A 23,597-nucleotide genomic window follows, 5' to 3' on the forward strand; every position below is an offset into this window, starting at 1 on the left:
CTTTGCAAAGATTCGAAGTTCGAGCTTGATTTTTCAAATATTCTTCCAATATCCTACCACTGAAGGAAAAGATAACACTGGTACAAATCGATGAATTTTTCAAAAATTCTTTGTTACAGAGTAAAAAAACCACAAGTGAAATCAGTTTTTCTGACTTCACTTGTGGTATGTTTTATAAATAGCTTTACTGAATTCAAGCAGAACTCCAAAGCTATTTGCCTATCTCTTTTTCACCGACATTAAGGATATATCTCTCAAACTAAAGTAAGTAAGAGCAAGCATAGCTACTGTAATAAAGAATTCTGTTGGCAGTTGGAAGATTTGTAAGATTGACAACATCAATAGAATCAATAGGGCAACAAAAGCAAATACTAGAATAACAATGTTGACTGTTCCCTTGATACTTTGAGGTGTCGCAAATACATAGAGTAAGAGTAATAAAATCCCTATGATTAAATAGACCATTTTCTGCTCTTTCTAGCTTTTATTCAGCTGACTTTTTCTTTTTGTTTGCTTTCTCACGCTCTGCCTTGTTAAGGATTTGTTTACGCAAACGGATAGACTCAGGCGTTACTTCCATGTACTCGTCGTCGTTCAAGAACTCAAGTGATTCTTCAAGAGTCAAGATACGAGGTGTCTTAATAACTGCTGTTTGGTCCTTGGTAGCTGAACGAACGTTGGTCATTTGTTTCGCTTTAGTGATATTAACTGTCAAGTCATTTTCACGAGAGTTTTCACCGATGATCATTCCTTCGTAAACCTCAGTACCTGGGTTGACAAAGATAGTACCACGTTCTTCGATAGACATGATTGAGTAAGTTGTAGCCTTACCAGCATCGATAGAAACAAGGGCACCACGGTGACGACCACCAATTTCACCTGGAATCAAAGGCAAGTATTGGTCAAAGGTGTGGTTCATGATACCATAACCACGAGTCATTGACAAGAACTCAGTTGAGTAACCAATCAAACCACGTGCAGGAACAAGGAAGACCAAACGAGTTTGACCGTTTCCGGTTGAGATCATATCCAACATTTCACCCTTACGCTCAGAAAGACTTTGGATAACAGATCCTTGGTATTCTTCTGGAGTGTCGATTTGAACACGTTCAAATGGTTCACATTTAACACCGTCGATTTCTTTTACGATAACTTCTGGACGAGATACTTGAAGTTCATAACCCTCACGACGCATGGTTTCGATAAGAATTGACAAGTGCAATTCTCCACGTCCTGAAACAGTCCATTTATCTGGTGAGTCTGTTGGTTCAACACGAAGAGATACGTCTGTTTGCAACTCAGCTTGAAGGCGCTCTTCAACCTTACGGGAAGTGACCCATTTACCTTCACGACCAGCAAATGGTGAGTTATTAACCAAGAAGGTCATTTGAAGAGTAGGTTCGTCGATGTGAAGAACTGGAAGAGCTTCAACTGCATCTGTTGGAGTGATTGTTTCCCCAACGAAGATGTCTTCCATACCTGATACGGCAATCAAGTCACCAGCCTTAGCTTCTTGGATTTCACGACGTTCCAAACCAAAGAAACCAAAGAGTTTTGTAACTCGGAAGTTTTTAGTTGTACCGTCAAGTTTAGAAAGGGTAACTTGGTCACCAACCTTAACTGTACCACGGAAGATACGTCCGATACCGATACGTCCTACGAAGTCATTATAGTCCAAAAGTGACACTTGGAATTGAAGGGGCTCATCAGAGTTATCAACTGGCGCAGGAATGTGTTCGATGATGGTATCAAAGATTGGCGCCATTGTTGCTTCCTGGTCAGCTGGATCATCTGACAAGGAAGATGTTCCGTTGATAGCTGAAGCATACACTACTGGGAAATCAAGTTGGTCATCATCTGCACCAAGCTCGATAAAGAGTTCCAAAACTTCATCTACAACTTCTGCTGGACGAGCTGATGGTTTGTCAATTTTGTTGATAACAACGATTGGGACAAGGTCTTGTTCCAAAGCTTTTTTCAATACGAAACGAGTTTGGGGCATTGTTCCTTCATAAGAATCCACTACCAAGACAACACCGTCAACCATTTTCATGATACGTTCAACTTCTCCACCGAAGTCCGCGTGTCCTGGTGTGTCCATGATGTTGATGCGCGTGCCGTTATAAGCAACCGCTGTATTCTTAGCAAGGATGGTAATTCCACGCTCTTTTTCGATATCGTTTGAGTCCATAGCACGTTCAGCTAGTTCTGTACGAGCATCAAGAGTTGAAGATTGTTTCAACAATTCATCAACAAGGGTTGTTTTTCCGTGGTCAACGTGGGCAATAATGGCTACGTTACGGATATCTTCTCTTAATTTTGTCATGTTTTCCTCTGTTATATTCAAAAATTTATTTTCTAACTGAACGATTATACCACAATTTTAGGCAAATGACTTAACTCAAGCAAGTGTAAATGTTTTCAAAAAAATTTTCTTTGCTTACCTTTTCTTTTCAAAAGAATCAACTTATGATAAGATAGGCTGGTATGCGTTTAGATAGATTATTAGCCCAAGAAAAAATCAGCCGTAAGGGCATGAAACAAGCTCTCTTGAAAAAAGAAATCTTAGTAGATGGACAAGTAGCTTCTTCCCTTTCACAGAATGTTGATACAGGACTGCAAGAACTGATTTTCCAAGGCAAAAGAATTCAAGGGTATGAACACACCTACCTCATGCTCCACAAACCAAATGGAGTCGTGACTGCAAGCAAGGATAAGTTACTAACTACTGTCATGGATCTACTGCCTAAACATCACCAGTCAGAGCAACTCTACGCCATCGGTCGTCTGGATCGAGATACGACAGGACTCCTCCTTTTAACAGATAATGGTCCTCTAGGTTTTCAGCTCCTCCACCCTCAATATCATGTGGATAAAACTTACCAAGTTGAGGTCAATGGACCACTCACATCTGACCACATCCAGCAGTTTAGAGATGGGATTATCTTTCTTGATGGAACTGTTTGTAAACCCGCTCAACTTGAGATTCTGTCTTCAAGTCCAGCCGTCAGCAAAGCCACCATCACTATCTCGGAGGGCAAGTTCCATCAGGTTAAAAAAATGTTCCTCTCTGTTGGTGTCAAGGTCACTGCCCTAAAACGCAACCATTTTGGCCCTTGGAGTCTTGATGACAATCTTCAAGAAGGTGACTATCGACATCTAAACTCACAAGAATTGGCAATTATTCGTGACTTTCTTAGAAAAAGTGGTTAAAAAATGAGGTTGGGACAAAAGATCCCGACCTCACTTTTTATTAGCAATCAAACTTTGACGCGGTTGCTGATTGAACTTTTTGTTCGTCTTTTAGACTCCAAAAAGCTCCTAATCATCCTCGCGGGGCTGGGACTACGAAATCGAGACTTTATCTATCGATTTCTGTCCCACCGCCATTTCTTATTTTTCAACTTTTACTTTCCCTGTCCAAGAATCCAATCCGTAAGAAAGGATATAAATTTCTGAGAAACCTTGTTTTTTCAAGAAAAGGGCTGCATTTGTCACACGTTGCGCACGTTGGTTTTCATAGAGAAGGACAGGTTTATCCTTTCGAAGAGCTGCAAGACTTGTCTTCAATTGATTTGAAGGAATATTACGAGCTCCGAGGATGTGTTTTTTGTGGAACTCTGCTGGATCACGCAAGTCAATCAACTGACCGGTACGAATCAGAGACTCAAACTCTGCATTGTCAACAATTTTTGCAGCACGATGAATACGAAGATAGTTGTATCCCATCCAAGCCAACATCGCTACAATAAGTCCCCATAATACCCAAGTTACCATAATACCTAATCTCCATTTTTTTCTAAATAATCTAATTCTAGTTTGTGCTCTCTACGCAAAACAGATTCTGCTTCAAGATAATCCAGCTTATCCATCAAGCCTGCATCATAGATACGAGAAAGTTCTATCTTCATTAGTTCAATGTCATAAAGACGTTTGCCCATATAGACAACAATACCAAACTGTTTGAGAAATTGTTGCACATCGTAGAGTGTTTTCATAGCTTTCATTCTAGCAAAAAATCAGAGTTTTTTCAATAGTTCAGAGGAAGATTCCCTTTTTACTGCTTACTAATTTTCTTAATACTCTGATGGAGAAGATACCCAACAATCATTCCAACAAAATTCTGCAACAAATTGTGAGGAATATCTGTCAGAGCTACACCCCAACCTTTCATCCAAGAAGTCGCACATGCATAACCGGCTACCATGATAAAAGTTGCCAAAACTAATCCAAGCCATTGCCATTTCCCTTTAAAACCTGCAAAGTAACCCTGCAAGCCATGGAAAAGCAAGCTGAAGAACATCCAATGAGGATAACCTGAAATCAAGTCAATAATGAAACCTCCTAGCCCTCCGACAACGGCTCCTTCCCGGCGACCATAATAAAAAGCGGTGAAGAAGATACCAGCATCTAAAAGAGTTAAGATTCCTGTTTGAGTTGGGATTTTTACAATATAACCTAAAACTACTGATAGAGCAGTAAGTATAGATAATAGGGCGATTTTAGTTGTTTTGGTTTGCTTCATATTGTCTGACTCCATATTGATCTGCTTGTGCAATGGCACGGTAAACAAAGGCTTTAGAACTTTCTACTGCTGGTAAGAGTTCTTCTCCCTTGACTAGCTGGCTAGCAATGCTTGATGCAAAGGTACATCCTGCACCTGCATTTTGTCCTTGGATAACTGGGTTTTCAAGAACAGTGAAATTCTCTCCATCATAAAAGACATCCACAGCCTTATCCTGACTGAGGCGATTTCCTCCCTTGATAATGACTGCTGGCGCTCCTAAGTCATGTAATTTCTGAGCTGCAGCTTTCATATCCTCCAGACTTTCAATCTTTTGATCTGCAAGCAATTCTGCCTCAGGAAGGTTAGGAGTAATGACAGTCACATAAGGGAAAAAGCGAATCAACTCTTGACAGAGCTCACTGACAGCAACGTCGTGCGTTTCCTTACAAACGAGAACTGGGTCTAAGACCACTGGAACTCCTGCACGCTCCTTGATAAAGTTGAGAGCTTTCTCAGCAACACCGACAGTCGGTAAGAGGCCAATCTTAATCCCTCCAAAGTCTACGCTCTTGAGACTATCTAGCTGTTGTTGGAAAATAGTCTCATCTGTCGGAAAGACCTCAAATCCATTTTCCGTTAAGGCAGTCAAGCAGGTCATAGCCACAAAACCATGAAGACCATTTAAAGTATAGGTAGCAAGGTCAGCGGCTAGTCCACCACCACTAAAAATATCATTTCCTGAAAGTGCTAAAATACGATTATTCTTCATAACGAATCTCCTTCAAATACAAACCATTAGGTGCTGCAGTTGGACCTGCCAACTGTCTGTCTTTTTTCTCCAAAATCAGGTCAATCTGCTCTATCGGCATTCTGTTATTACCAATTTTCAGCAAGGTCCCGACCATATTTCGAATCTGCTTATAGAGGAAGCCATTGCCAGAGAAAGTAAAGGTCAAAAATTGACCGGTCTCGTCAACCCTAAGACTGGCTTCCGTGATCGTTCTTACCTTGTCCTCCACACTGGTCCCGGCAGCAGTAAAACCAGTAAAATCATGGGTTCCTTCTAATTTCTTCACAGCCTTTTGCATGCGTTCCACATCCAGTGGGTAGGGATAGTGGGTGGCATAATGACGTCTCATAGGATTTTTAGGACGCCCTCTATCCACGATAAACTCATAGGTCTTGCTGTGCTTGGCATAACGGCAATGAAAATCATCAGCCACAATCTCAATCGAAATCACATCGATGTCTTCAGGACTTTGAGTATCGAGAGCGAAGCGAAGCTTTTCCTCATTCATCTGATAGGGAAGGTCAAAGTGGATAACCTGACCTAATGCATGAACACCACTATCCGTTCGCCCTGCACCATGGATGGTAATGGCCTGCCCTTTATTTAATTTGGTTAAAGTTTTTTCAATTTCCTCTTGGACACTACGCGCGTGTGGTTGCCGCTGAAAACCAGCAAAAGCGTAGCCATCATAGGAAATGATTGCTTTATATCTAGTCATGTATCTATTTTATCAAGAAAATTTCTCTGCAACAAGTTTGAAAACCAAAAATTGTACGGGGACAGATTCTAGTATAATCTAGTTCTTATCTAGATTTTATCATCCTATATTTTCGTACAGGCTCTTCAACTATTTGAACGATTTCAAATCCTTCTTTTTGGTAAAGTTTCTGAGCTCTTTGATTTGCCTCGTAGACATTGAGAGAAATACTATCTATGTCTCCATTTTCAAAGACCAAACTAACAAATCTCCTTAAAGCCTGACTACCTAAGCCTTGCCCCTGTTTCTGGGGGTTGATAAAGAATCTCCCGATATGAAGATTTCTGTCTTCTAGCCTGATTTTCTGGATAAGCCCCACAAACTCTTGTCCATCAAAGATTGAAAAGATTCCTTCCAAATCTTGCAAGACTTGAGTTGTCAAGGGAAAAGGAATCATTGTTCCCATCCATTGTTCTTGAAAGGGTTTGCCAAGGGAGTTGGACCATTGGCATACGAATTGAGCATTTTCTAACCGAAGGTCTTTTTCAAAGTGAATTTTCATATTTGCTATTAAAACTTCTCCTATATCCAACTATTATACTCTTTCTCTTATTTTTTCCGAATAAATAAGTATGATTCATTTTTACTTTTTTCTTGTAGGAGCTATTATTGCTTCCTTTCTAGGTCTTGTCATTGACCGCTTTCCTGAGCAGTCTATTATCTTTCCTGCTAGTCACTGCGATTCCTGTCATACTCGCTTACGTCCCTTGGATTTGATTCCGATTGTCTCTCAAGTAGTACATCGCTTTCGTTGTCGCTACTGCAATGTTCGTTATCCAATCTGGTATGCTTTCTTTGAGTTGTCTTTGGGACTGCTCTTTCTAGCTGAGTCTGTGGGATTTTTAACTTTGGGGCAAGTCATCTTGATAACTGCCGGCTTGACTTTGGGCATCTACGACTTTCGTCATCAGGAATATCCCTTACTGGTCTGGATTTTCTTTCATCTGCTCCTAATGGCCTGCTCTGGCTGGAATCTGGTCATGGTCTTCTTCCTTGTCCTTGGAATTTTGGCTCATTTTATCGATATCCGCATAGGAGCAGGTGATTTTCTCTTTCTGGCTTCTTGTGCCCTTGTTTTTAGTCTAACCGAAATTCTGATTGTAATTCAAGTTGCTTCCACAACCGGCATTCTAGCCTTTCTCCTACTAAAGAAAAAGGAAAGACTTCCTTTCGTGCCTTTCCTCTTGCTGGCTGCTTGTGTGATTATTTTTGGTAAGCTACTGCTTGTCGGATAAAGTCAGCGATTTCTGCTACCTGTCCTTCGTTTAGAGCTTTAACAATTTTCGAACCAACGATGACGCCATCTGATACCGCATTAAAACGTTCTACATCATCCTGGGTGGATACACCAAAACCGGTCAAGACTGGAATATCGGCCACTTGATGCAATTGTGCCAAGTGCTTGTCCAAGTCGTCTCGGTAATTTCCTGATTTCCCTGTCACCCCGTTAATGGCAACGGCATAGACAAATCCTTCAGCTCCCTCAATGAGTTCTTTTTGGCGCTCAATCCCTGTCGTCAAACTAACTAGTGGAATCAAAGCAATGTCTGTATTTACTAGAAAGGGCTCTACAAAGTTGGCATGCTCATGGGGCAGGTCTGGAATAATCAAGCCCTTAACCGCTGTATCTGCCAAATCTTTGATAAAGTTCTCCACACCGTACTGAAAGAGGGGGTTAAAGTAGGTCATGATAACAAGCGGAATCTCTGTTTCAATGGTTTTCAAAGTTTTAACCAAAGCCTGGGTAGAGGTTCCGCGAGCTAGACTACGCAAGCCTGCTTCTTCGATAACTGGACCGTCTGCAACAGGGTCTGAGAAAGGAACTCCTATCTCAATGGCAGACACACTCAAATCTTCTAAAAAGTGGATTGTTTCAGCTAGTCCATCCAAACCTTTCTCGTGGTCTCCAGCCATGATATAGGGAACGAAAATTCCTTTTCCAGCTGCTTTTATAGCGTTTAATTTTTCTGTTAGTGTCTTAGGCATGAGCTTCTCCCTTCTTTGTTGCGTCTGCTTCCAAGCGGTCTTTAACTTGAACTACATCCTTGTCCCCACGACCTGATAGACAGACAATCATAGACTTGTCTGGTCCAAGTTCTTTGGCCAATTTAACTGCGAAAGCGATAGCGTGACTAGACTCCAAGGCAGGGATAATTCCTTCCACACGAGACAAGAGTTGGAATCCTTCCAAGGCCTCTTCATCTGTCACAGGCACATAGGACGCGCGTTTGATATCGTGGTAATGTGAATGTTCTGGACCGATACATGGGTAGTCCAAACCTGCTGAGATAGAGAAGGCTTCTAAGATTTGACCATGGGCATCTTGGAGCACATCCATGAGAGAACCGTGGAGAACACCTGGACGACCCTTGGTCAAGGTTGCTGCATGATGCTCTGTATCCACACCTAGTCCTGCTGCTTCAGCTCCATACATAGCCACTGACTTATCTTCCACAAATGGATGGAAAAGTCCGATTGCATTAGAGCCACCACCAACACAGGCTACTAGGGCATCTGGTAAATTTTCACCTGTCAATTCACGGTACTGTTGTTTAGCTTCTCGTCCGATAACACTTTGGAAATCACGAACAATTTCTGGGAAAGGATGAGGTCCCAAGGCAGAACCAAGGATATAGTGGGTGTCATCGATATTTGCTACCCATGAACGAAGGGCTGCATTGACCGCATCCTTGAGCACGCGAGAACCATCTGTCACAGCCTCTACCTTAGCTCCTAAAAGCTCCATGCGAAAAACATTGAGAGGTTGACGTTTGACATCTTCCTCACCCATGTAGATAGTACATTCCATGTTGAAGAGAGCTGCAGCTGTTGCAGTTGCCACACCGTGCTGACCAGCACCTGTTTCAGCGATTATTTTCTTTTTGCCCATACGTTTAGCCAGTAAAACTTGTCCTAAGGCATTGTTAATCTTGTGGGCGCCTGTATGGTTGAGGTCTTCACGTTTAAGGTAAATCTTGGCTCCGCCGATATGCTGGGTCAAGTTTTTTGCGTAGTAAAGGGGAGTTTCACGTCCTACATACTGGCGTAAGAGCTGGTTTAATTCCTCTTGGAAACTTGGGTCTGCCTGACTTTCACGGTAGGCCTTCTCCAACTCCAAAACTGCTGTCATCAATGTTTCTGGGACAAAGCGTCCACCGAATTTTCCGTAAAATCCATCTTTATTTGGTTCTTGATATGCCATTCTTTACCCTCTCTATAAATCTTCTAATCTTTTTATAATCTTTTTGTCCGTCTGTTTCTACTCCGCTTGATACATCTACTGCAAAGGGAGTAAAGTGCTGAATTGCTTTTACTACATTGTCTTCCTTAAGCCCACCTGCGATGAAAAACGGCTGAGCTAGTTCTGTCGTATCCAGTTGGCCCCAGTCAAAGGTCTGGCCACTCCCTGCCACAGGGGCATCAAAGAGTAGATAGTCTGTCTGAGAATTGGGTACATGTCCCTCTCCATCCACCTGTACTGCCTGAATACTGGCACAAGGCAAATTCTCAAATAAATCATCCCTTACCTGACCATGAACTTGAATCAAGTCCAAACCAACTTTGTCAATGACTTCTAGCAGTTGAGCCCGACTTGGTGAAACAAATACACCAACCTTTTTGACATCTGCAGAAATAAGCTTTGCCAGCTCAGCAGCCTGATCCAAGGTCACCTGTCTTTTACTAGGTGCAAAGACAAAACCGATGTAGTCGGCTCCTGCTGAAACGGCTGTTTCCACCGCTTCTTTGGTCGATAGTCCACAAATCTTAACCTTTGTCAATCTGCAACTCCTTGATTCTTTGGGCTACATCTTCTGCCTGCATGAGAGCTGTTCCTACTAAAATTCCGTTAAAGTATGGTGCAACACGTTTTGCATCCTCCTCTGTAAAAATAGCAGATTCGGAAATGTAGAAGCAATCGTCCTTGAAGTATTGTGTCAAGTCTACGCTAATCTGTAAATCAACTTCAAAGGTTGTCAAATTGCGATTGTTGACACCGATAATTTGAGCTCCAAGTCTATGAGCCACTTCCAGTTCAGCAAGATTATGAGTTTCCACCAAAACTTCTAGACCAAGATCTGTCGCGTAGTCGTAAAGCTCCTTCAGTCGTTTTTCAGATAAGGCCGCGACGATGAGCAAGATGACGGTTGCACCTGCATTGCGAGCACGAATGATTTGCTTTTCATCGATAATAAAGTCCTTGTTAAGCGTCGGAATCTGTACCTGACTGGAAATCTCCCTTAGATAATCCAAATGCCCTTTAAAGAAAATCTCATCTGTCAAAACAGAAATCATCACTGCTCCGTTTTCTTCGTAAGTCTGAGCCTGTTGTAGGATATCCACTTCAAGATTGATATCACCTAGACTTGGGCTTGCCTTTTTGACCTCAGCAATGATTTGCAAACGGTCTTGGTGATTTTTTAAATATTCACTCAATCGATAAGTTTGACGTAGGGGCTGAAGCTCCTCTCGTTCCATCGTTTCAACTTCACGCGCCTTTTGCTCTAGGATACGTGATAAAAATTCCTGACTCATCTTTGATACTCCTGTAATAGTCTGAGTTTTTCAAGGGCCTTACCACTGGCAATCACTTGACGTGCCAATTCAACTCCGTCCTTGATACTATCTGCTTTCCCATTTGCGTAGAATCCGAGACCTGCATTTAAGACTGTTGTTTCCAAGAATGGACTTGGTTCGTTATTAAGAACACTGACAAGAATGGCTGCATTCTCATGAGCATTTCCCCCACGAATGTCCTCAATAGCAATGCTTTCCATTCCCAAATCTTCTGGAGTAAAGGTTGATAAAGTAATTTCACCATTTTCAAGAAGGGCAATGCTGGTAGTTCCATTCAAACCAGCTTCATCCAACCCTTCTGGACCAGCTACTACAATAGCACGCTTGCGACCCATGTTTTTCAAAACCTGAGCAGTACTTTCCAGAAGTTCAGGACGACTGATTCCTAGAAGCTGTGTTTCCAAAACCATTGGGTGGATGAGCGGACCTGTCAAATTCATGATGGTTGGAATTCCCAATTCCAAGCGAGCTGGCATAATGTATTTCATAGCTGGGTGCATGTTTTTGGCAAAGAGAAAGACGATTCCTGTTTGGTCAAATACCTTACCCAATTGTGATGGTTTGAGATCAATATTGATTCCCAAAGCTTGCAAGACATCTGCTGACCCAGATTTAGAGGAAATTGAACGATTACCATGTTTGGCCATGTGGATTCCTCCACCTGCTAAGACAAAGGCTGCAGTTGTAGAAATGTTGAAGCTAAATGACTTGTCTCCACCTGTACCGCAGTTATCCATAGCATCTTGAATGTTTGTTGGAATGTGTTGAGCATGTCCTCTCATAACTTGAGCGAGGGCTGTTCTTTCTTCAGGTGTTTCTCCCTTCATTTTAAGAGCTAAAAGTAGTGAAGCGATTTGTGCTTCTGTCACTCGCCCTGTCACGATGCGTTCGATCACATCTGTCATTTCAACACTTGATAAATCTTCAAAGTTGGCTAATTTTTCAATAATTTCTTTCATTTTGTGTTCCTCACTTTACAACTTTCTCGATAAAATTCTGAATAGAAGATAGACCATCTGGCGTTCCAATACTTTCTGGATGATACTGCAAGCCATAAATCGGCAAGTTTTTGTGTTGAATTCCCATAATGGCTTGGTCATCTGTCGAACGAGCTGTCACTTCAAACTCTTCTGGCATCTCTTCAATTAAAATACTGTGGTAACGCATGACTGGACGATTGTCCTCGATTCCTTGATAGAGAACTGATGGAGTCTCAAATCGAATCTGGCTTTGTTTACCGTGCATAACTTTAGGAGCCAAGCCCAACTTACCACCAAAGACTTCTGCAATGGCTTGGTGCCCCAAACAAATCCCTAGAATAGGTTTCTTACCTGCAAAATCACGAATCATTTCTTCCATTTTCCCAGCATCAGCTGGCCAACCTGGACCAGGAGAAAAGACCAATCCATCTGCCTTTTCAGCATGTTCATAAAGATGTGGGTCATCATTTCTCAAAACCTGAACTTCTGCGAAATTCCCGATGTATTGAGCTAAGTTATAGGTAAATGAATCATAATTATCAATCAATAAAATCATGGTCTTAGTTCTCCCATTCTAGTCATAGATTTAGCTTTGTTAATGGTTTCTTGGTATTCGTTCTGAGCGATGGAATCATAAACAATTCCTGCACCAGCCTGTACGTAGGCTATTTTATTTTTAAGAATCATGGTTCGAATAGCAATGGCAAAATCCATATCTCCAGTTGCTGATAAGTAACCGATAGCTCCTGCATATATGCCTCGCTTCTCTGTTTCTAGTTCATAGATGCGTTTCATGGCCCGAATCTTTGGTGCTCCCGATACTGTTCCTGCCGGAAGTGTTGCCTTCAAGGCATCCATGGCAGTTAATTCTGGTAATAAATGCCCTTTAACCACGCTGGTCAAATGCATGACATAGCGGAAAAGTTCGACTTCCATATACTTGGTTACTTGGACACTGGCTGTTTCAGCAATTCTACCGATATCATTTCGTCCCAAATCCACCAACATTCGGTGTTCTGCCGTTTCCTTTTCATCAGAAAGTAGATCACTTGCAAGTGCTGCATCTTCCTCGTCATTGGCACCTCTAGGTCGTGTACCTGCAATTGGATTGGTTGTCACGATGCCATTCTTGACAGAAACCAAGCTCTCTGGACTGGCACCGATGATTTGATAATCTCCAAAATCATAAAAGTAGAGGTAATTTGATGGATTGGTCACTCGGAGATTTCTGTAGAAGTCAAAAGGATTTCCAGTTACCTCTGCGGAGAAGCGCTGACTAAGCACGCATTGGAACATATCTCCATTGCGAATTAAGTCGCGAGCTGTTTCTACCATTTCTTCAAATTTCTGAGGTGCAATATGTGGTCTAAACTGAAGTGGAGAAACGTCCAAATCTTCAAATTCATTTGGAGCAGAGATTTTCAACTCTTCTAAAACCTGATCTAAAGCTGCTTCTAGTTCATCATTGCTACGATTACTGTAGAGAGCATCCTCGATGACATGAATTTTTTCTTTCTTGTGGTCAAAAACTATATAACTCTCATATACGAAGAAATGCATGTCTGGTGTCCCAATCGTATCCTCAGGGAGTTGGCCAATTTCTTCATAGAGAGAAATCATATCGTAGCCAACAAAGCCAATAGCTCCACCACCAAAAGGTAGGTCTGAATGGTGCTGGCTCTTATGAGTCACTTCATAGAGGAAATCCAAAGGATCACGATCAATCACCTGACCATTTTGATAAAGAACTCCATTCTCAAACTTAATCTCAAAAACTGGGTTATATGTCAAGATAGAAAAACGAGCATTTTCCTTTTCTCTTGGGATACTTTCAAGTATGACCTTGTGTTGTCCGTTCAAACGCATATAAGCCAAAATTGGTGATAAAACATCTCCATGAATGATTCGTTCCATTGTGATTTCCCTTTCAGTTCTTCTTAAATTCCGTGTTGATTCTACAAAAAATCCCCACGCAAAATAACTTGCGTGAGGACGAAATTCGCGGTGCCACCTCAATTATAGGATTTCTCCTATCTCTCATTCCTGTCTCAGATAGCTCCTGTAACAGGTTGTGCGATAAAGGGCACTCCCTTGAGAATTATGTTTTCTTCTCTCATTTTAGATGGACCCAACCTTACAGCTTTCTCTGCTTGTTTTCAGCAACCACAAGCTCTCTGTGAGAGAAATCTCTGTATATTTTCCATCTTTTATTTTTTAGCTTCAAGGTAGTCTGCAATGGCAGCTACGTCCTTGTCTCCACGACCAGAGACATTGATGATGATAATCTCATCTTTACTTAGTTTTGGTGCGCGTTTGACTGCTTCAGCGATAGCATGTGAGCTTTCAATTGCAGGGATAATTCCTTCTGTTCTGCTTAATAAAAGCAAGGCTTGGACAGCTTCTTCGTCGGTCGCTGCTACATATTCTACTCGACCAGAGTCTTTAAAGAAGGCATGTTCTGGACCGACCCCTGGATAGTCCAAACCTGCTGAAATAGAGTAAACTGGCGCGAGCTCTCCATCTTCCTTAAAGACTGCATAGGTCTTCATTCCATCGACAATTCCGACACTACCCTTGGTCATAGTTGCTGCGTGTTTGTCAGTATCTAAACCATGACCAGCAGCTTCTACCCCAACCAATTTGACTTCTTCATCAGCTACATACTGTGAAAAGGCACCGATGGCATTAGAACCACCACCTACACAGGCAATAACGTAGTCTGGCAGTCGTCCTTCTTTTTCCAAGATTTGACGACGTGATTCTTCACTGATGACTTTTTGGAATTCGTGAACAATAGTTGGATAAGGGTGAGGTCCCACAGCAGAACCTAAAACGTAGAAGGCTTCAAGGTCATTCATCCAGGCTCCAAAGGCTGCATCAACCGCATCCTTTAGAGTACGTGTTCCTGTCTCAACTGCGTGAACAGTTGCTCCCATCATCTCCATACGGAAGACATTGAGACGTTGACGCTCCACATCTTCTGCCCCCATATAGACATCACATGCCATACCAAATTTGGCCGCAGCTGCAGCTGTCGCAACACCGTGCTGGCCAGCTCCTGTCTCAGCAATGACACGCTTTTTACCCATGCGTTTTGCTAGAAGGATTTGTCCTAAAACGTTGTTGAGCTTGTGAGAACCAAGGTGATTCAGATCTTCGCGCTTGAGATAAATCTTAGCTCCACCTAGGTGCTCTGTCAAGCTTTCAGCAAAATAGAGTGGTGTTTCGCGACCTGAATAATCCTTCAAGTAATGACGAAACTCAGCTAAAAACTCTGGATCATCCTTGTATTTTTCAAAAGTCACTTCCAATTCATCTAGCAAAACCTGAATTGGTTCTGGTACAAAACTACCACCAAATTGTCCAAAATATCCTTTAGTTGTCATAAATTTTTTCTCCTTCTGTATGAATCCGGCTTTTTATTTGCTTTTAGTAGTAGACAAGGATCTATAGATAGAACTCAATACTCTTCTAAAATCAAATTCAAACCACGTCAACGTCGCCTTGCCGTACTCAAGTACAGCCTGCGGCTAGTTTCCTAGTTTGCTCTTTGTTTTTCATTGAGTATAAGTTCATCAAAGCGACTTAACGCCCTAATAAAGGACAAACAAAATGACGGATAGAAAAAGCCCACACACGGAATATATTTCCATGTGAGGGCGTTCGTAACGCGGTACCACCTCAATTGTAAAGAGAATATCCCCTTTACATCTCTGCCTTGTCTATCAACAAGTTGCACTGTAAGGTGTGCCTACCGAATTTTCATTGTTTCAAATTCATTTTTTCAAATCAGCCCAATTTCACTATTTTCAACCACCTGTTTGCAGCAACCACAGGCTCCCTGAAGATCTAAAATAATTACTTTTCTGATTTGTTGAGTTAATTATATGTTATTGCTTTTTCTTTGTCAACCGTTTTCATTCATTTTTTACTAATTTTTTTTATTAGTTTTTTGAAGAAGCAAGAACTTCTTCAGAAACTCTGACAAAAGTCTCAATGATATAATCTACTTCTTCATCCGTTAATTTCGTGTGAAGTGGTAGTGTAATCTCGTTTACAAAGAAGGCATAAGCTCGCGGATAGTCTGCCATGTCAAAGCCAAGATTCTTATAGGCTGTCAAAAGCGGAAGCGGTTTGTAATGAACATTACTTGCAATTCCTGCCTTAGCCAATTCTTGAATGATTTGATTGCGCTCTTCGAGGCTCGCACCTTTTACATGGGTAATGTAAAGGTGACGACAAGATTCAACAGTATCTGTCTCATGAGTCAATGGATGGATAGGAGTTCCTGCAAATCCACGGTCATAGCGTTCCACGATGTCCTTACGACGCTGTAGTAAAGTAGGATAACGGTCCAACTGTACCAAACCAAGTGAAGCCATGATATCTGTCATATTGCACTTGTAGGCAGGAGTTACGATATCGTATTCCCATGAACCCAGTTGCATCTTGGCAAGAGCATCTTTTGTTTGACCATGAAGGGAAAGGACTTGGAATTCCTTATACATTTCTTCATCATCAATCGCTGGATTGGCTTTCCAAGTGGCACTTCCCCCTTCTGCAGTTGTAAAATTCTTGACTGCGTGGAAAGAGAATGATGTAAAGTCAGCGATTGAACCGGCTGGTTGTCCCTTGTAGGTTGAACCCAAAGCGTGAGCACTATCAGATACAATCACAATACGGTTAAAGGCTTTTTGCCACTTAGTTGAAGCAACAAACAAGTCACGTTTCTTTTCCACAACTTGGAACAAACGGTCATAGTCACAGATAATCCCTGCAAGTTCAACTGGGATGATAACCTTAGTCTTCTCAGTAATTGCTTGCTCAAGCTTGTCATAGTCCATTTCAAAGGTATCTTCTTGGATATCAACCATCACTGGTGTCGCACCTACGTGAGTGATGACGCTACATGATGCTGTATAGGTCATAGCTGGAACGATGACTTCGTCACCAGGCCCTACTTCAAGCACGCGCAAGATCAATTCAAGAGCTGCTGTTGCAGAGTTGAGGCAGACTGTCATAGGCGTTTGAGTATAGGCGGACAGACAACGCTCTAATTCTTTTGTCTTTGGACCTGTTGTAATCCAACCAGAACGAAGGGTATCAGCTACTTCAGCAATTTCAGCTTCGGTAATATCGGGTGGTGAAAATGGAATATTATACTTTGTCATTGATTTACTCCTTTTACTGTATTCAGTCTTGTGACTACTTTATTTTAAAACTTCAACTACAGTCTGAAACATGATTTTGATATCTCCGAAGAAATTAAAATCACGTAGGTAGGCTAGGTTAAAGTGCATTTTCTCTGGAAGGACTCTTTCTACATAGGCCTGGTCAACCGTCATACCTTTTGCAGTCATTTGACTGATGATGGCATCCTCATCCTTATAGTTAATGCTGGCAAGGGAAGTAATCCCCGCAGGTAAGAGCAAGGTAGCCATCATTTCAGGGCTATACTTCTCTGTGTAGCGTGGTACTTCTGGGCGTGTTCCTACAAAGGACATCTCTCCTTTGAGGACATTGACCAATTGCGGCAATTCATCCAAACGAACACGTCGAATGAAATTTCCAACTTTAGTGATGCGACTGTCATTTGCAGAAGTTACTAGACTTCCTTTTTTATCAGCATCCGTCACCATAGTCCGGAATTTCCAAATTTTGAAATGACGGTTGTACTGGGTTACCCGCACTTGCTTGTAAATAACTGGACCCTTGCTATCTAGCTTGATCCAGATGCTTAGAATCAGAAATAAGGGGGAGGTCAAGATTAACAAGACTACGGCTAGAAACAAATCTAGACAACGCTTGAAAATCAGTGAACCTTTTCTTCCAGAGACGAGCTGGTAGTATGGTTTTACCTCGCTCAATTGCATTTCTTGAGGTAGTTCATCCCATTTCAGCATGCACATTCTCCTCTGTTTTTTTATATATAATCTTTATTAACATTCTACATTATACCACAAAATGAAAGAGGCAGTGCAAGAAATCTATGTTTTAAAGGAATTCTTCCTTAGGAAAGAGCCCCTGCCTGCAAACTATACATCTTGTGATAGGTTCCACCCAATGCTAGGAGTTCCTCGTGGGTTCCACTTTCGATGATACGTCCCTTATCAAGAACATAGATACAATTAGCATCTTGAATGGTAGAAAGGCGATGGGCTATGGCAATGGTTGTCCGACCTTGTCTCATCTTAGCTAGGGAATTTTGGACCAGAGCTTCTGTTTCAGAGTCGATATTGGCTGTCGCTTCATCCAAAATCAGAATTTTAGGTTGACTGGCAACAGTTCTAGCAAAGGCAAGAAGCTGACGTTGACCAGTTGAAAAACTCGAACCACGCTCAGATACAGGGGCATCATAACCTAAAGGAAGATCCTGAATGAAGGAATCTGCATCGACAAATTCTGCTGCAGCCTTGACTTGGTCATCGCTGATATCTTGGTACATAGCGATATTGGACTTAATGGTCCCATGATAGAGGAAGGGATCCTGTAGAACCAAACCGATGTTTTTTCTCAGCTCCTCTTGACTATACTTTCGAATATCCACACCATCTAGTAGAACCCGACCTGACTGGAATTCATAAAAGCGCATGAGAACATTGATGATAGAAGATTTTCCCGATCCCGTATGACCGACAAAAGCAATGGTTTCTCCTTTATTGACGGTAAAGGAAATATCATCTAGAATTTGGTGTTGCCCATCATAAGAGAAGGACACATGCTCAAAGCGAATATTTCCTTCTTGAATCTTGGATTGGCCATTTTCTTGGACCGGTTCATAGTTTGACTCATCAATCAGCGCAAAAACACGTCCTGCTGACACCATGGAGGTCTGAAGAGTAGAAAAGTTTTGCGTTACCTCGATGAGAGGATCAAAGAGACGGTTGATGTACTGGATAAAGGCATACATAGTTCCTGCCGTTATTCCTAGATAAAGACCGCGATAGCCAAAGTAAGCCATCAAAACTGCATATCCCAACAGCTTCAACAAACTCATAGCTGGACGTAAAAAGAGAGAATCCAAGGCTACTGAACGATTAGCGTAGACTAGGTGTTCCTGGTTTATCTCATCAAACTCATCTTGCAGGCGTTTTTCTTGGTTAAAGGCTTGAATAATACGAATTCCTTCGATATTTTCGGCCAGCTTACTGTTAATATCTGACAGTAGACTTCTGGTTTTTTCAATGACCTTGACAGATTTTTTACGGTAGAGATTGACCAAAAGGAAAATCAAAGGTAGAAAGAGCAATACTAAAGCTGTCAGACGATAGTCCAAAACGAGCATGGTATAAAGAGTCGTCACAAAGATAAAGACTGCTGAGATAAAGCTAGACAAGATCCCTGAGAACATATCACTTATAGTCTCAGTATCATTGGTCAAACGCGAAACAATGGAACCTGCAGGTGTCTTATCAAAATAAGACATGCCTAGCTTTTCCATATTGGCAAAGGCATCACGTCGAATATCTCTAACAATGCTGTAGGACACACGCGCAAAGAGGCGATTTCCCACATATTGGACAATGGTTTGAAGAATGTAGAGTCCATAGTAGGCCAGCAAAACTGTAACGGCAAGCTGGTTGAGATTATGTAGATACTGGTCGATAAAGTGCGAAGCTACCAAGGGGATGATACTCTTGATAACAGTCGTAGCAAGGAGAAAGGCTAACGCTAAAAAGGTTAGGAGACCATAGGGCTTGAGATAGGACATCAAGCGTTTCAATACAGCCCATTGTTCTTGTTTATTGCGCATCTTCTTCTCCTTTCATTTCTAACTGTTGAGACTGGTAGGTTTGGGCATACCAACCATCCAAGGCTAGTAAGTCTTCATGCCTACCTCGTTCAATGATGCGACCATCCTGCATGACCAAAATCAAATCTGCATGAACAACTGCACTGAGACGATGGGCAGTGATGATAGTCGTTTTATCTTTGCGAGTTTCCTTGAGATTATCGATGATTGCGAACTCTGTCTTAGCATCCACTGCTGACAAGGAATCATCTAAAATCAAGATATCAGGATTTAGAATCATAGCCCGACTCATGGCCAGACGCTGCTTTTGTCCACCAGATAGACTAACACCTTTTTCCCCGATAACTGTATCAAATCCCTCAGGCATGGCTTGAATGTCTTGATAGACTTGAGCCAACTGAGTCGCTTCTTCTACTGCTGAGAAAGGTAGGTCAGGATTTCCAAAACAAATATTCTCTAAGATAGAGCTAGCAAAGAGAAATTGGTCCTGTGGGACGTATCCCATCAAACTTCGCAAGTCAGCTAGTCGATAGTCACGAATGTCATGACCATTTAGATAAATAGCTCCTTGGTCAACGTCATACTCTCGTAGGAGCAATTTGATCAAGGCAGTTTTCCCTGAACCAGTTTGCCCAACCAAGCCCAAGGTTTGCCCTTTTTCGAGACTAAAATGTATATCTCTCAGCGTCTCTTCGTCTTCAAAGGCAAAACGATCAATGGCATAGTCTAAGCACCCATTTTCAATCCCGTCAAGTGGAGATTCTGGATCTTTGACAGGTGACTCTTGAGACAAGAGACTCTCAATTCGTTGATAAGAAACCTTCCCTCTTTGAGTAATATTAAAGAGGAAACCAATCGCCATCAAGGGCCAGACCAACATATCCAAGTAAGAGATAAAGGTGACCAGATTCCCGACGGTTACTTGTCCCGCTTGCACCATAAAGGCACCGACTAAGAGAGTTAAGGCATAAGAAGAACCAACAAAGAGTAGAACCATGGGGTCAAAGAGGCTATCATATTTCATGGTTTGCAGATTCTTTTGGAAGGTCAAATCATTGACCTCCTGGAAAGAGTCCAACTCATCAGATTGATAGCCAAAGGACTTGGTTACCTTGATACCTGATACAGATTCTTGAACCTTATTGTTGAGTTCTGAAAAGGCTGCTTGTGATTCTCCGAAAGCCTTATGGGTCTTTCTCCCCAGACGACTAGTCGCATAGGCCATAAATGGCAAGGGCAGAATGGCAACCAAGGTCATCTGCCAAGAAATGCTAAAGAGCATAGTCAAGAGAGTCACCAAGGCTGTGATAGAGGCATCCACTGCCATCATGACACCACCACCTGCTAAACGAGTCAGAGCATTGATATCATTGGTTGCATGAGCCATCAAATCCCCAGTCCGATAACTCTGATAAAAAGCGGGAGACATCCTTGTAAAGTGCTCAAATAGTCTTGAACGCATGATTTGTCCAAGTCGGTAGGAAGTCCCTAGGATATACATGCGCCAAACATAACGCAGGTAGTACATCCCGAAAGCTGCCAGCAGGAGATAAAAGAGATGAAGCAAGAGCTCATCTTGTGTTAATCGTCCCGAAGTAATGGCATCGATCACGCGCCCCATGACCATAGGTGGGATGAGGTTTAGTACAGAAACCAAAACCAAAGCTACAATTCCAACTAGGTAACGGCGTTTTTCTAATTTAAAAAACCACCAGAGTTTTTGGATGATGGACATAAAATTCCTTTCTAATGACAAATGGAAACCTGAGGCGACTGCCTCAGGTTTTTCCTATTCATAGGTGATGACACTAACTTAAACTTTGTCATATTCAGCGATAAAGATACTCAAAGGAGTAACATTTCATTTATTTTCAATCCTTTACATAAATCATTCTTTATTATATAGGAATGACCTGGATTTTTCAAACCATACGCTGGGGAAATACTCCTTTTTCTGGTATAATATTGTCTATAATCTGAATGAAAAGGTAAACATTATGAAACTGATCTCATGGAATATTGATTCCCTAAACGCTGCACTCACGAGTGATTCTGCGCGTGCGAAATTATCACAAGATGTCCTCCAAACCTTGGTAGCCGAAGATGCCGATATTATCGCTATCCAAGAAACCAAGCTTTCAGCTACAGGGCCTACTAAAAAACACCTCGAGGTGTTAGAAGAACTCTTCCCTGGATATGAAAATACTTGGCGTTCCTCTCAAGAACCTGCTCGTAAAGGCTATGCTGGAACCATGTTCCTCTACAAGAAAGAACTAACTCCAAGCATCAGCTTTCCAGAAATCGGTGCTCCTTCTACTATGGACTCGGAAGGACGCATCATTACCCTAGAATTTGATACATTTTTCGTGACTCAAGTTTACACACCAAACGCTGGTGATGGCCTCAAACGCTTGGAAGAACGTCAAGTCTGGGATATCAAATATGCAGAGTACTTGGCTCAACTAGACAAGCAAAAACCTGTCCTAGCAACCGGAGACTACAATGTTGCCCACAAGGAAATTGACCTTGCAAACCCAGCCAGCAACCGCCGTTCACCAGGATTTACAGACGAAGAACGTGAAGGATTTACAAACCTTTTAGCCAAAGGATTTACAGATACCTTCCGCCATATCCATGGCGATGTGCCAGAACGCTATACTTGGTGGGCACAACGTAGCAAAACTTCAAAAATCAACAATACAGGCTGGAGAATCGACTACTGGCTCACAAGTAACCGTGTAGCAGACAAGGTGACCAAGTCAGACATGATTGACTCAGGCGCACGCCAAGACCATACACCAATTGTCTTGGAGATTGAATTGTAAGGAGTTTCTTTATGGACTACAATGCAGTTATTCCCGAGTTTATAGTCTCGAATCTAGAACAGTCTCGTTCCTTCTACTGCGACTTATTGGGATTCTCTGTCGAATACGAGCGTCCAGAGGAAAAATTTCTCTTCCTTTCGCTTGAAGACTGCCAACTTATGCTAGAAGAAGGTAACGCAGAAGAATTATCCCAACTGACTTATCCTTTCGGGCGTGGTGTCAATATCTCCTTTGGTATCAAGGATGTCCCCAGACTCTATCAGAAAGTAATCGAGTCTAACTATCCTATTCATCGTCCTTTGACTAAAAGAGAATTTCGCGTTGGTGAACAATATATCTACCCCCATGAATTTGCAGTTTTAGACCCAGATGGCTATTTTTTAAGATTTAGTGAATAGAATAATACAGCATTAGAGTGGAAAAAGAAATATAAAAAAGAGGCATGTGCCTCTTTTTCTTATTTCTTTTGTCACTTACCTAATTATAAAGTTCAACAAGTCTATTGTCGAAACAATTCAGATAAAAATCCTTCTCTCAACATTTCTAAGTTAAACACATTAGTAATATGACTAAATGCTTCTGCTAATGGTAAGTGTGCAGTTTTCCATCCTTGACCATCCGTAACCCAAACAAACTCTACGTCATCATCTGATGTAACAACAAATTGACTAAGTTCAGTAAATTCTCCAGCCACCGCTTTTAATTTACTTCCACCTCCACCATAATAATTTGTTTCAATCAGCCAAATCTTATGTTTTTCTCGGGAATAAACTGCAACATCAAATCTTCTCTCAGATTTATCAACAGGTACTTTAATTCCCCACTTATCCTTAATAAATTGGGCTGTAGCTTGAGATTTCCATTCCAATTTTTGTTCCTGACAAATTTTTGCTACATGTCTCTCTAAAATCCCCTCCATGGTTGTTCCACTTCGGTTTTTTCGTGCATTGCTATCTAATCCAGTCTCTACTCCATAAACATAATCAACTAATGAACGATTAGCATGTTGTTGTAAAAAATTTAATAAACCAGATTGCTCGATAAATTTCAAGTAATCATCTATTCTACTAGTGTCTATCGTTTTGAAATCCAATTGCTCAAAAGACATATTATCATCATTGTCTATTGTAAGAATATCTAAAACTCTATCACGACTTGCGATTAAGCTAGGAATAGCTTTTAACAAATTAGGTTGTTTAGTGAATAAACGTAAAGCTTCTGAATAAATATCATCTTTACCAATTAAGTAGTTCAAAGTATTCAATTCTAATTCATACTTCTTTGTCTCACGGTCAACTTTATTCCAATTCACATAATACTCTGGAGTTCTATTGGTAATTGATAATGATTCTAAGAAAATCGTTAACCTTTCTTGTGGGGATTTTATTAAATAATTTTTAAAATTCATAA

At 41.5% G+C, this 23,597-nt stretch carries 25 protein-coding genes and 2 other annotated features; of the genes, 4 read left to right on the top strand and 21 right to left on the bottom strand.

Features of this window, described 5'->3' with window-relative positions; translation table 11 throughout:
- Positions 1-219 precede the first annotated feature (219 nt).
- Together ACORHT_RS07890 and typA are read right to left on the bottom strand one after the other, a co-directional pair.
- Complete coding sequence (locus ACORHT_RS07890) at positions 220-465, bottom strand: DUF3165 family protein (protein ID WP_075229332.1); 246 nt, start codon at positions 463-465, stop codon at positions 220-222.
- A 19-nt stretch (positions 466-484) separates the two neighbouring features.
- A complete protein-coding gene (typA, locus tag ACORHT_RS07895) occupies positions 485-2,326 on the bottom strand; it encodes a translational GTPase TypA (RefSeq protein ID WP_075229333.1) in 1,842 nt (613 codons plus the stop codon).
- Between the two features lie 161 nt (positions 2,327-2,487).
- Between typA and ACORHT_RS07900 the strand changes: the two genes are divergently transcribed.
- Positions 2,488-3,213 carry a pseudouridine synthase gene (locus tag ACORHT_RS07900; protein ID WP_434349962.1) on the top strand — a complete coding sequence of 242 codons (726 nt, stop codon included), beginning with the start codon at positions 2,488-2,490 and terminating at the stop codon, positions 3,211-3,213.
- Between the two features lie 180 nt (positions 3,214-3,393).
- Here ACORHT_RS07900 and ACORHT_RS07905 read toward each other — a convergent pair whose 3' ends face one another.
- The 6 genes from ACORHT_RS07905 to ACORHT_RS07930 all read right to left on the bottom strand — a co-directional run bounded on the left by ACORHT_RS07905 (position 3,394) and on the right by ACORHT_RS07930 (position 6,556).
- On the bottom strand, positions 3,394-3,777 hold the full coding sequence (locus ACORHT_RS07905; protein ID WP_434349963.1) for a rhodanese-like domain-containing protein: 384 nt from the start codon (positions 3,775-3,777) through the stop codon (positions 3,394-3,396).
- Between the two features lie 5 nt (positions 3,778-3,782).
- Positions 3,783-4,007 carry a YqgQ family protein gene (locus ACORHT_RS07910; protein ID WP_434349964.1) on the bottom strand — a complete coding sequence of 75 codons (225 nt, stop codon included), beginning with the start codon at positions 4,005-4,007 and terminating at the stop codon, positions 3,783-3,785.
- A 50-nt stretch (positions 4,008-4,057) separates the two neighbouring features.
- Entirely contained in the window at positions 4,058-4,525 is a 468-nt protein-coding gene (locus ACORHT_RS07915; RefSeq protein ID WP_434349965.1) for an ECF transporter S component, read from the bottom strand.
- Positions 4,503-5,276: a bifunctional hydroxymethylpyrimidine kinase/phosphomethylpyrimidine kinase gene (locus tag ACORHT_RS07920; protein ID WP_434349966.1), complete on the bottom strand. Its 774-nt coding sequence runs from the start codon at positions 5,274-5,276 to the stop codon at positions 4,503-4,505. Before ACORHT_RS07920 ends, ACORHT_RS07915 begins: the two co-directional genes overlap by 23 nt.
- Positions 5,266-6,015 (bottom strand): tRNA pseudouridine(38-40) synthase TruA, encoded by a 750-nt coding sequence (gene truA, locus ACORHT_RS07925; protein ID WP_434349967.1) that lies wholly within the window; start codon positions 6,013-6,015, stop codon positions 5,266-5,268. Before truA ends, ACORHT_RS07920 begins: the two co-directional genes overlap by 11 nt.
- Positions 6,016-6,100: 85 nt before the next feature.
- Entirely contained in the window at positions 6,101-6,556 is a 456-nt protein-coding gene (locus ACORHT_RS07930) for a GNAT family N-acetyltransferase (RefSeq protein ID WP_434349968.1), read from the bottom strand.
- A 70-nt stretch (positions 6,557-6,626) separates the two neighbouring features.
- Between ACORHT_RS07930 and ACORHT_RS07935 the strand changes: the two genes are divergently transcribed.
- Positions 6,627-7,289 carry a prepilin peptidase gene (locus ACORHT_RS07935; protein ID WP_434349969.1) on the top strand — a complete coding sequence of 221 codons (663 nt, stop codon included), beginning with the start codon at positions 6,627-6,629 and terminating at the stop codon, positions 7,287-7,289.
- Here the strand turns inward: ACORHT_RS07935 and trpA are convergent.
- The 12 genes from trpA to ACORHT_RS07995 all read right to left on the bottom strand — a co-directional run bounded on the left by trpA (position 7,258) and on the right by ACORHT_RS07995 (position 21,097).
- Complete coding sequence (gene trpA / locus ACORHT_RS07940) at positions 7,258-8,040, bottom strand: tryptophan synthase subunit alpha (RefSeq protein WP_434349970.1); 783 nt, start codon at positions 8,038-8,040, stop codon at positions 7,258-7,260. The two genes, ACORHT_RS07935 and trpA, sit on opposite strands and share 32 nt — an antisense overlap.
- Positions 8,033-9,256: a tryptophan synthase subunit beta gene (gene trpB / locus ACORHT_RS07945; RefSeq protein ID WP_434349971.1), complete on the bottom strand. Its 1,224-nt coding sequence runs from the start codon at positions 9,254-9,256 to the stop codon at positions 8,033-8,035. Before trpB (ACORHT_RS07945) ends, trpA begins: the two co-directional genes overlap by 8 nt.
- The gene (locus ACORHT_RS07950) at positions 9,234-9,833 is read right to left on the bottom strand and encodes a phosphoribosylanthranilate isomerase (protein WP_434349972.1); all 600 of its coding nucleotides are present in this window, start codon (positions 9,831-9,833) and stop codon (positions 9,234-9,236) included. The genes trpB (ACORHT_RS07945) and ACORHT_RS07950 overlap by 23 nt, the downstream gene beginning before the upstream one ends.
- The gene (gene trpC / locus ACORHT_RS07955; protein ID WP_434349973.1) at positions 9,820-10,587 is read right to left on the bottom strand and encodes an indole-3-glycerol phosphate synthase TrpC; all 768 of its coding nucleotides are present in this window, start codon (positions 10,585-10,587) and stop codon (positions 9,820-9,822) included. Before trpC ends, ACORHT_RS07950 begins: the two co-directional genes overlap by 14 nt.
- Positions 10,584-11,588 carry an anthranilate phosphoribosyltransferase gene (gene trpD / locus ACORHT_RS07960; RefSeq protein WP_434349974.1) on the bottom strand — a complete coding sequence of 335 codons (1,005 nt, stop codon included), beginning with the start codon at positions 11,586-11,588 and terminating at the stop codon, positions 10,584-10,586. Before trpD ends, trpC begins: the two co-directional genes overlap by 4 nt.
- Positions 11,589-11,598: 10 nt before the next feature.
- Entirely contained in the window at positions 11,599-12,165 is a 567-nt protein-coding gene (locus ACORHT_RS07965) for an aminodeoxychorismate/anthranilate synthase component II (RefSeq protein WP_414265745.1), read from the bottom strand.
- Positions 12,162-13,523 carry an anthranilate synthase component I gene (gene trpE, locus ACORHT_RS07970; protein ID WP_434349975.1) on the bottom strand — a complete coding sequence of 454 codons (1,362 nt, stop codon included), beginning with the start codon at positions 13,521-13,523 and terminating at the stop codon, positions 12,162-12,164. Before trpE ends, ACORHT_RS07965 begins: the two co-directional genes overlap by 4 nt.
- 71 nt (positions 13,524-13,594) lie before the next feature.
- Positions 13,595-13,820, bottom strand: a binding site (T-box leader).
- Positions 13,817-14,995, bottom strand: a complete 1,179-nt coding sequence (gene trpB, locus ACORHT_RS07975; RefSeq protein WP_434349976.1) for a tryptophan synthase subunit beta — start codon at positions 14,993-14,995, stop codon at positions 13,817-13,819. Its footprint overlaps the feature before it by 4 nt.
- Before the next feature lie 266 nt (positions 14,996-15,261).
- Positions 15,262-15,493: a binding site (T-box leader), on the bottom strand.
- A 60-nt stretch (positions 15,494-15,553) separates the two neighbouring features.
- Positions 15,554-16,780: a DegT/DnrJ/EryC1/StrS family aminotransferase gene (locus ACORHT_RS07980; RefSeq protein ID WP_434349977.1), complete on the bottom strand. Its 1,227-nt coding sequence runs from the start codon at positions 16,778-16,780 to the stop codon at positions 15,554-15,556.
- A 39-nt stretch (positions 16,781-16,819) separates the two neighbouring features.
- Positions 16,820-17,512, bottom strand: coding sequence for a sugar transferase (locus ACORHT_RS07985; RefSeq protein WP_434349978.1), 693 nt, complete (start codon positions 17,510-17,512; stop codon positions 16,820-16,822).
- Positions 17,513-17,619: 107 nt separating this feature from the next.
- Positions 17,620-19,362: an ABC transporter ATP-binding protein gene (locus ACORHT_RS07990; RefSeq protein WP_434349979.1), complete on the bottom strand. Its 1,743-nt coding sequence runs from the start codon at positions 19,360-19,362 to the stop codon at positions 17,620-17,622.
- A complete protein-coding gene (locus ACORHT_RS07995) occupies positions 19,352-21,097 on the bottom strand; it encodes an ABC transporter ATP-binding protein (RefSeq protein WP_434349980.1) in 1,746 nt (581 codons plus the stop codon). The genes ACORHT_RS07990 and ACORHT_RS07995 overlap by 11 nt, the downstream gene beginning before the upstream one ends.
- Positions 21,098-21,359: 262 nt before the next feature.
- Between ACORHT_RS07995 and ACORHT_RS08000 the strand changes: the two genes are divergently transcribed.
- Positions 21,360-22,187 (top strand): exodeoxyribonuclease III, encoded by an 828-nt coding sequence (locus tag ACORHT_RS08000; protein WP_434349981.1) that lies wholly within the window; start codon positions 21,360-21,362, stop codon positions 22,185-22,187.
- A gap of 11 nt (positions 22,188-22,198) precedes the next feature.
- Entirely contained in the window at positions 22,199-22,585 is a 387-nt protein-coding gene (locus ACORHT_RS08005) for a bleomycin resistance protein (protein ID WP_247912903.1), read from the top strand.
- A gap of 101 nt (positions 22,586-22,686) precedes the next feature.
- Here the strand turns inward: ACORHT_RS08005 and ACORHT_RS08010 are convergent, their stop codons facing one another.
- On the bottom strand, positions 22,687-23,595 hold the full coding sequence (locus tag ACORHT_RS08010; protein ID WP_247912902.1) for a type II restriction endonuclease: 909 nt from the start codon (positions 23,593-23,595) through the stop codon (positions 22,687-22,689).
- Between the last annotated feature and the right edge of the window lie 2 nt (positions 23,596-23,597).

The sequence above is a fragment of the Streptococcus sp. KHUD_014 genome (assembly GCF_051106275.1).
Lineage (GTDB): Bacteria > Bacillota > Bacilli > Lactobacillales > Streptococcaceae > Streptococcus.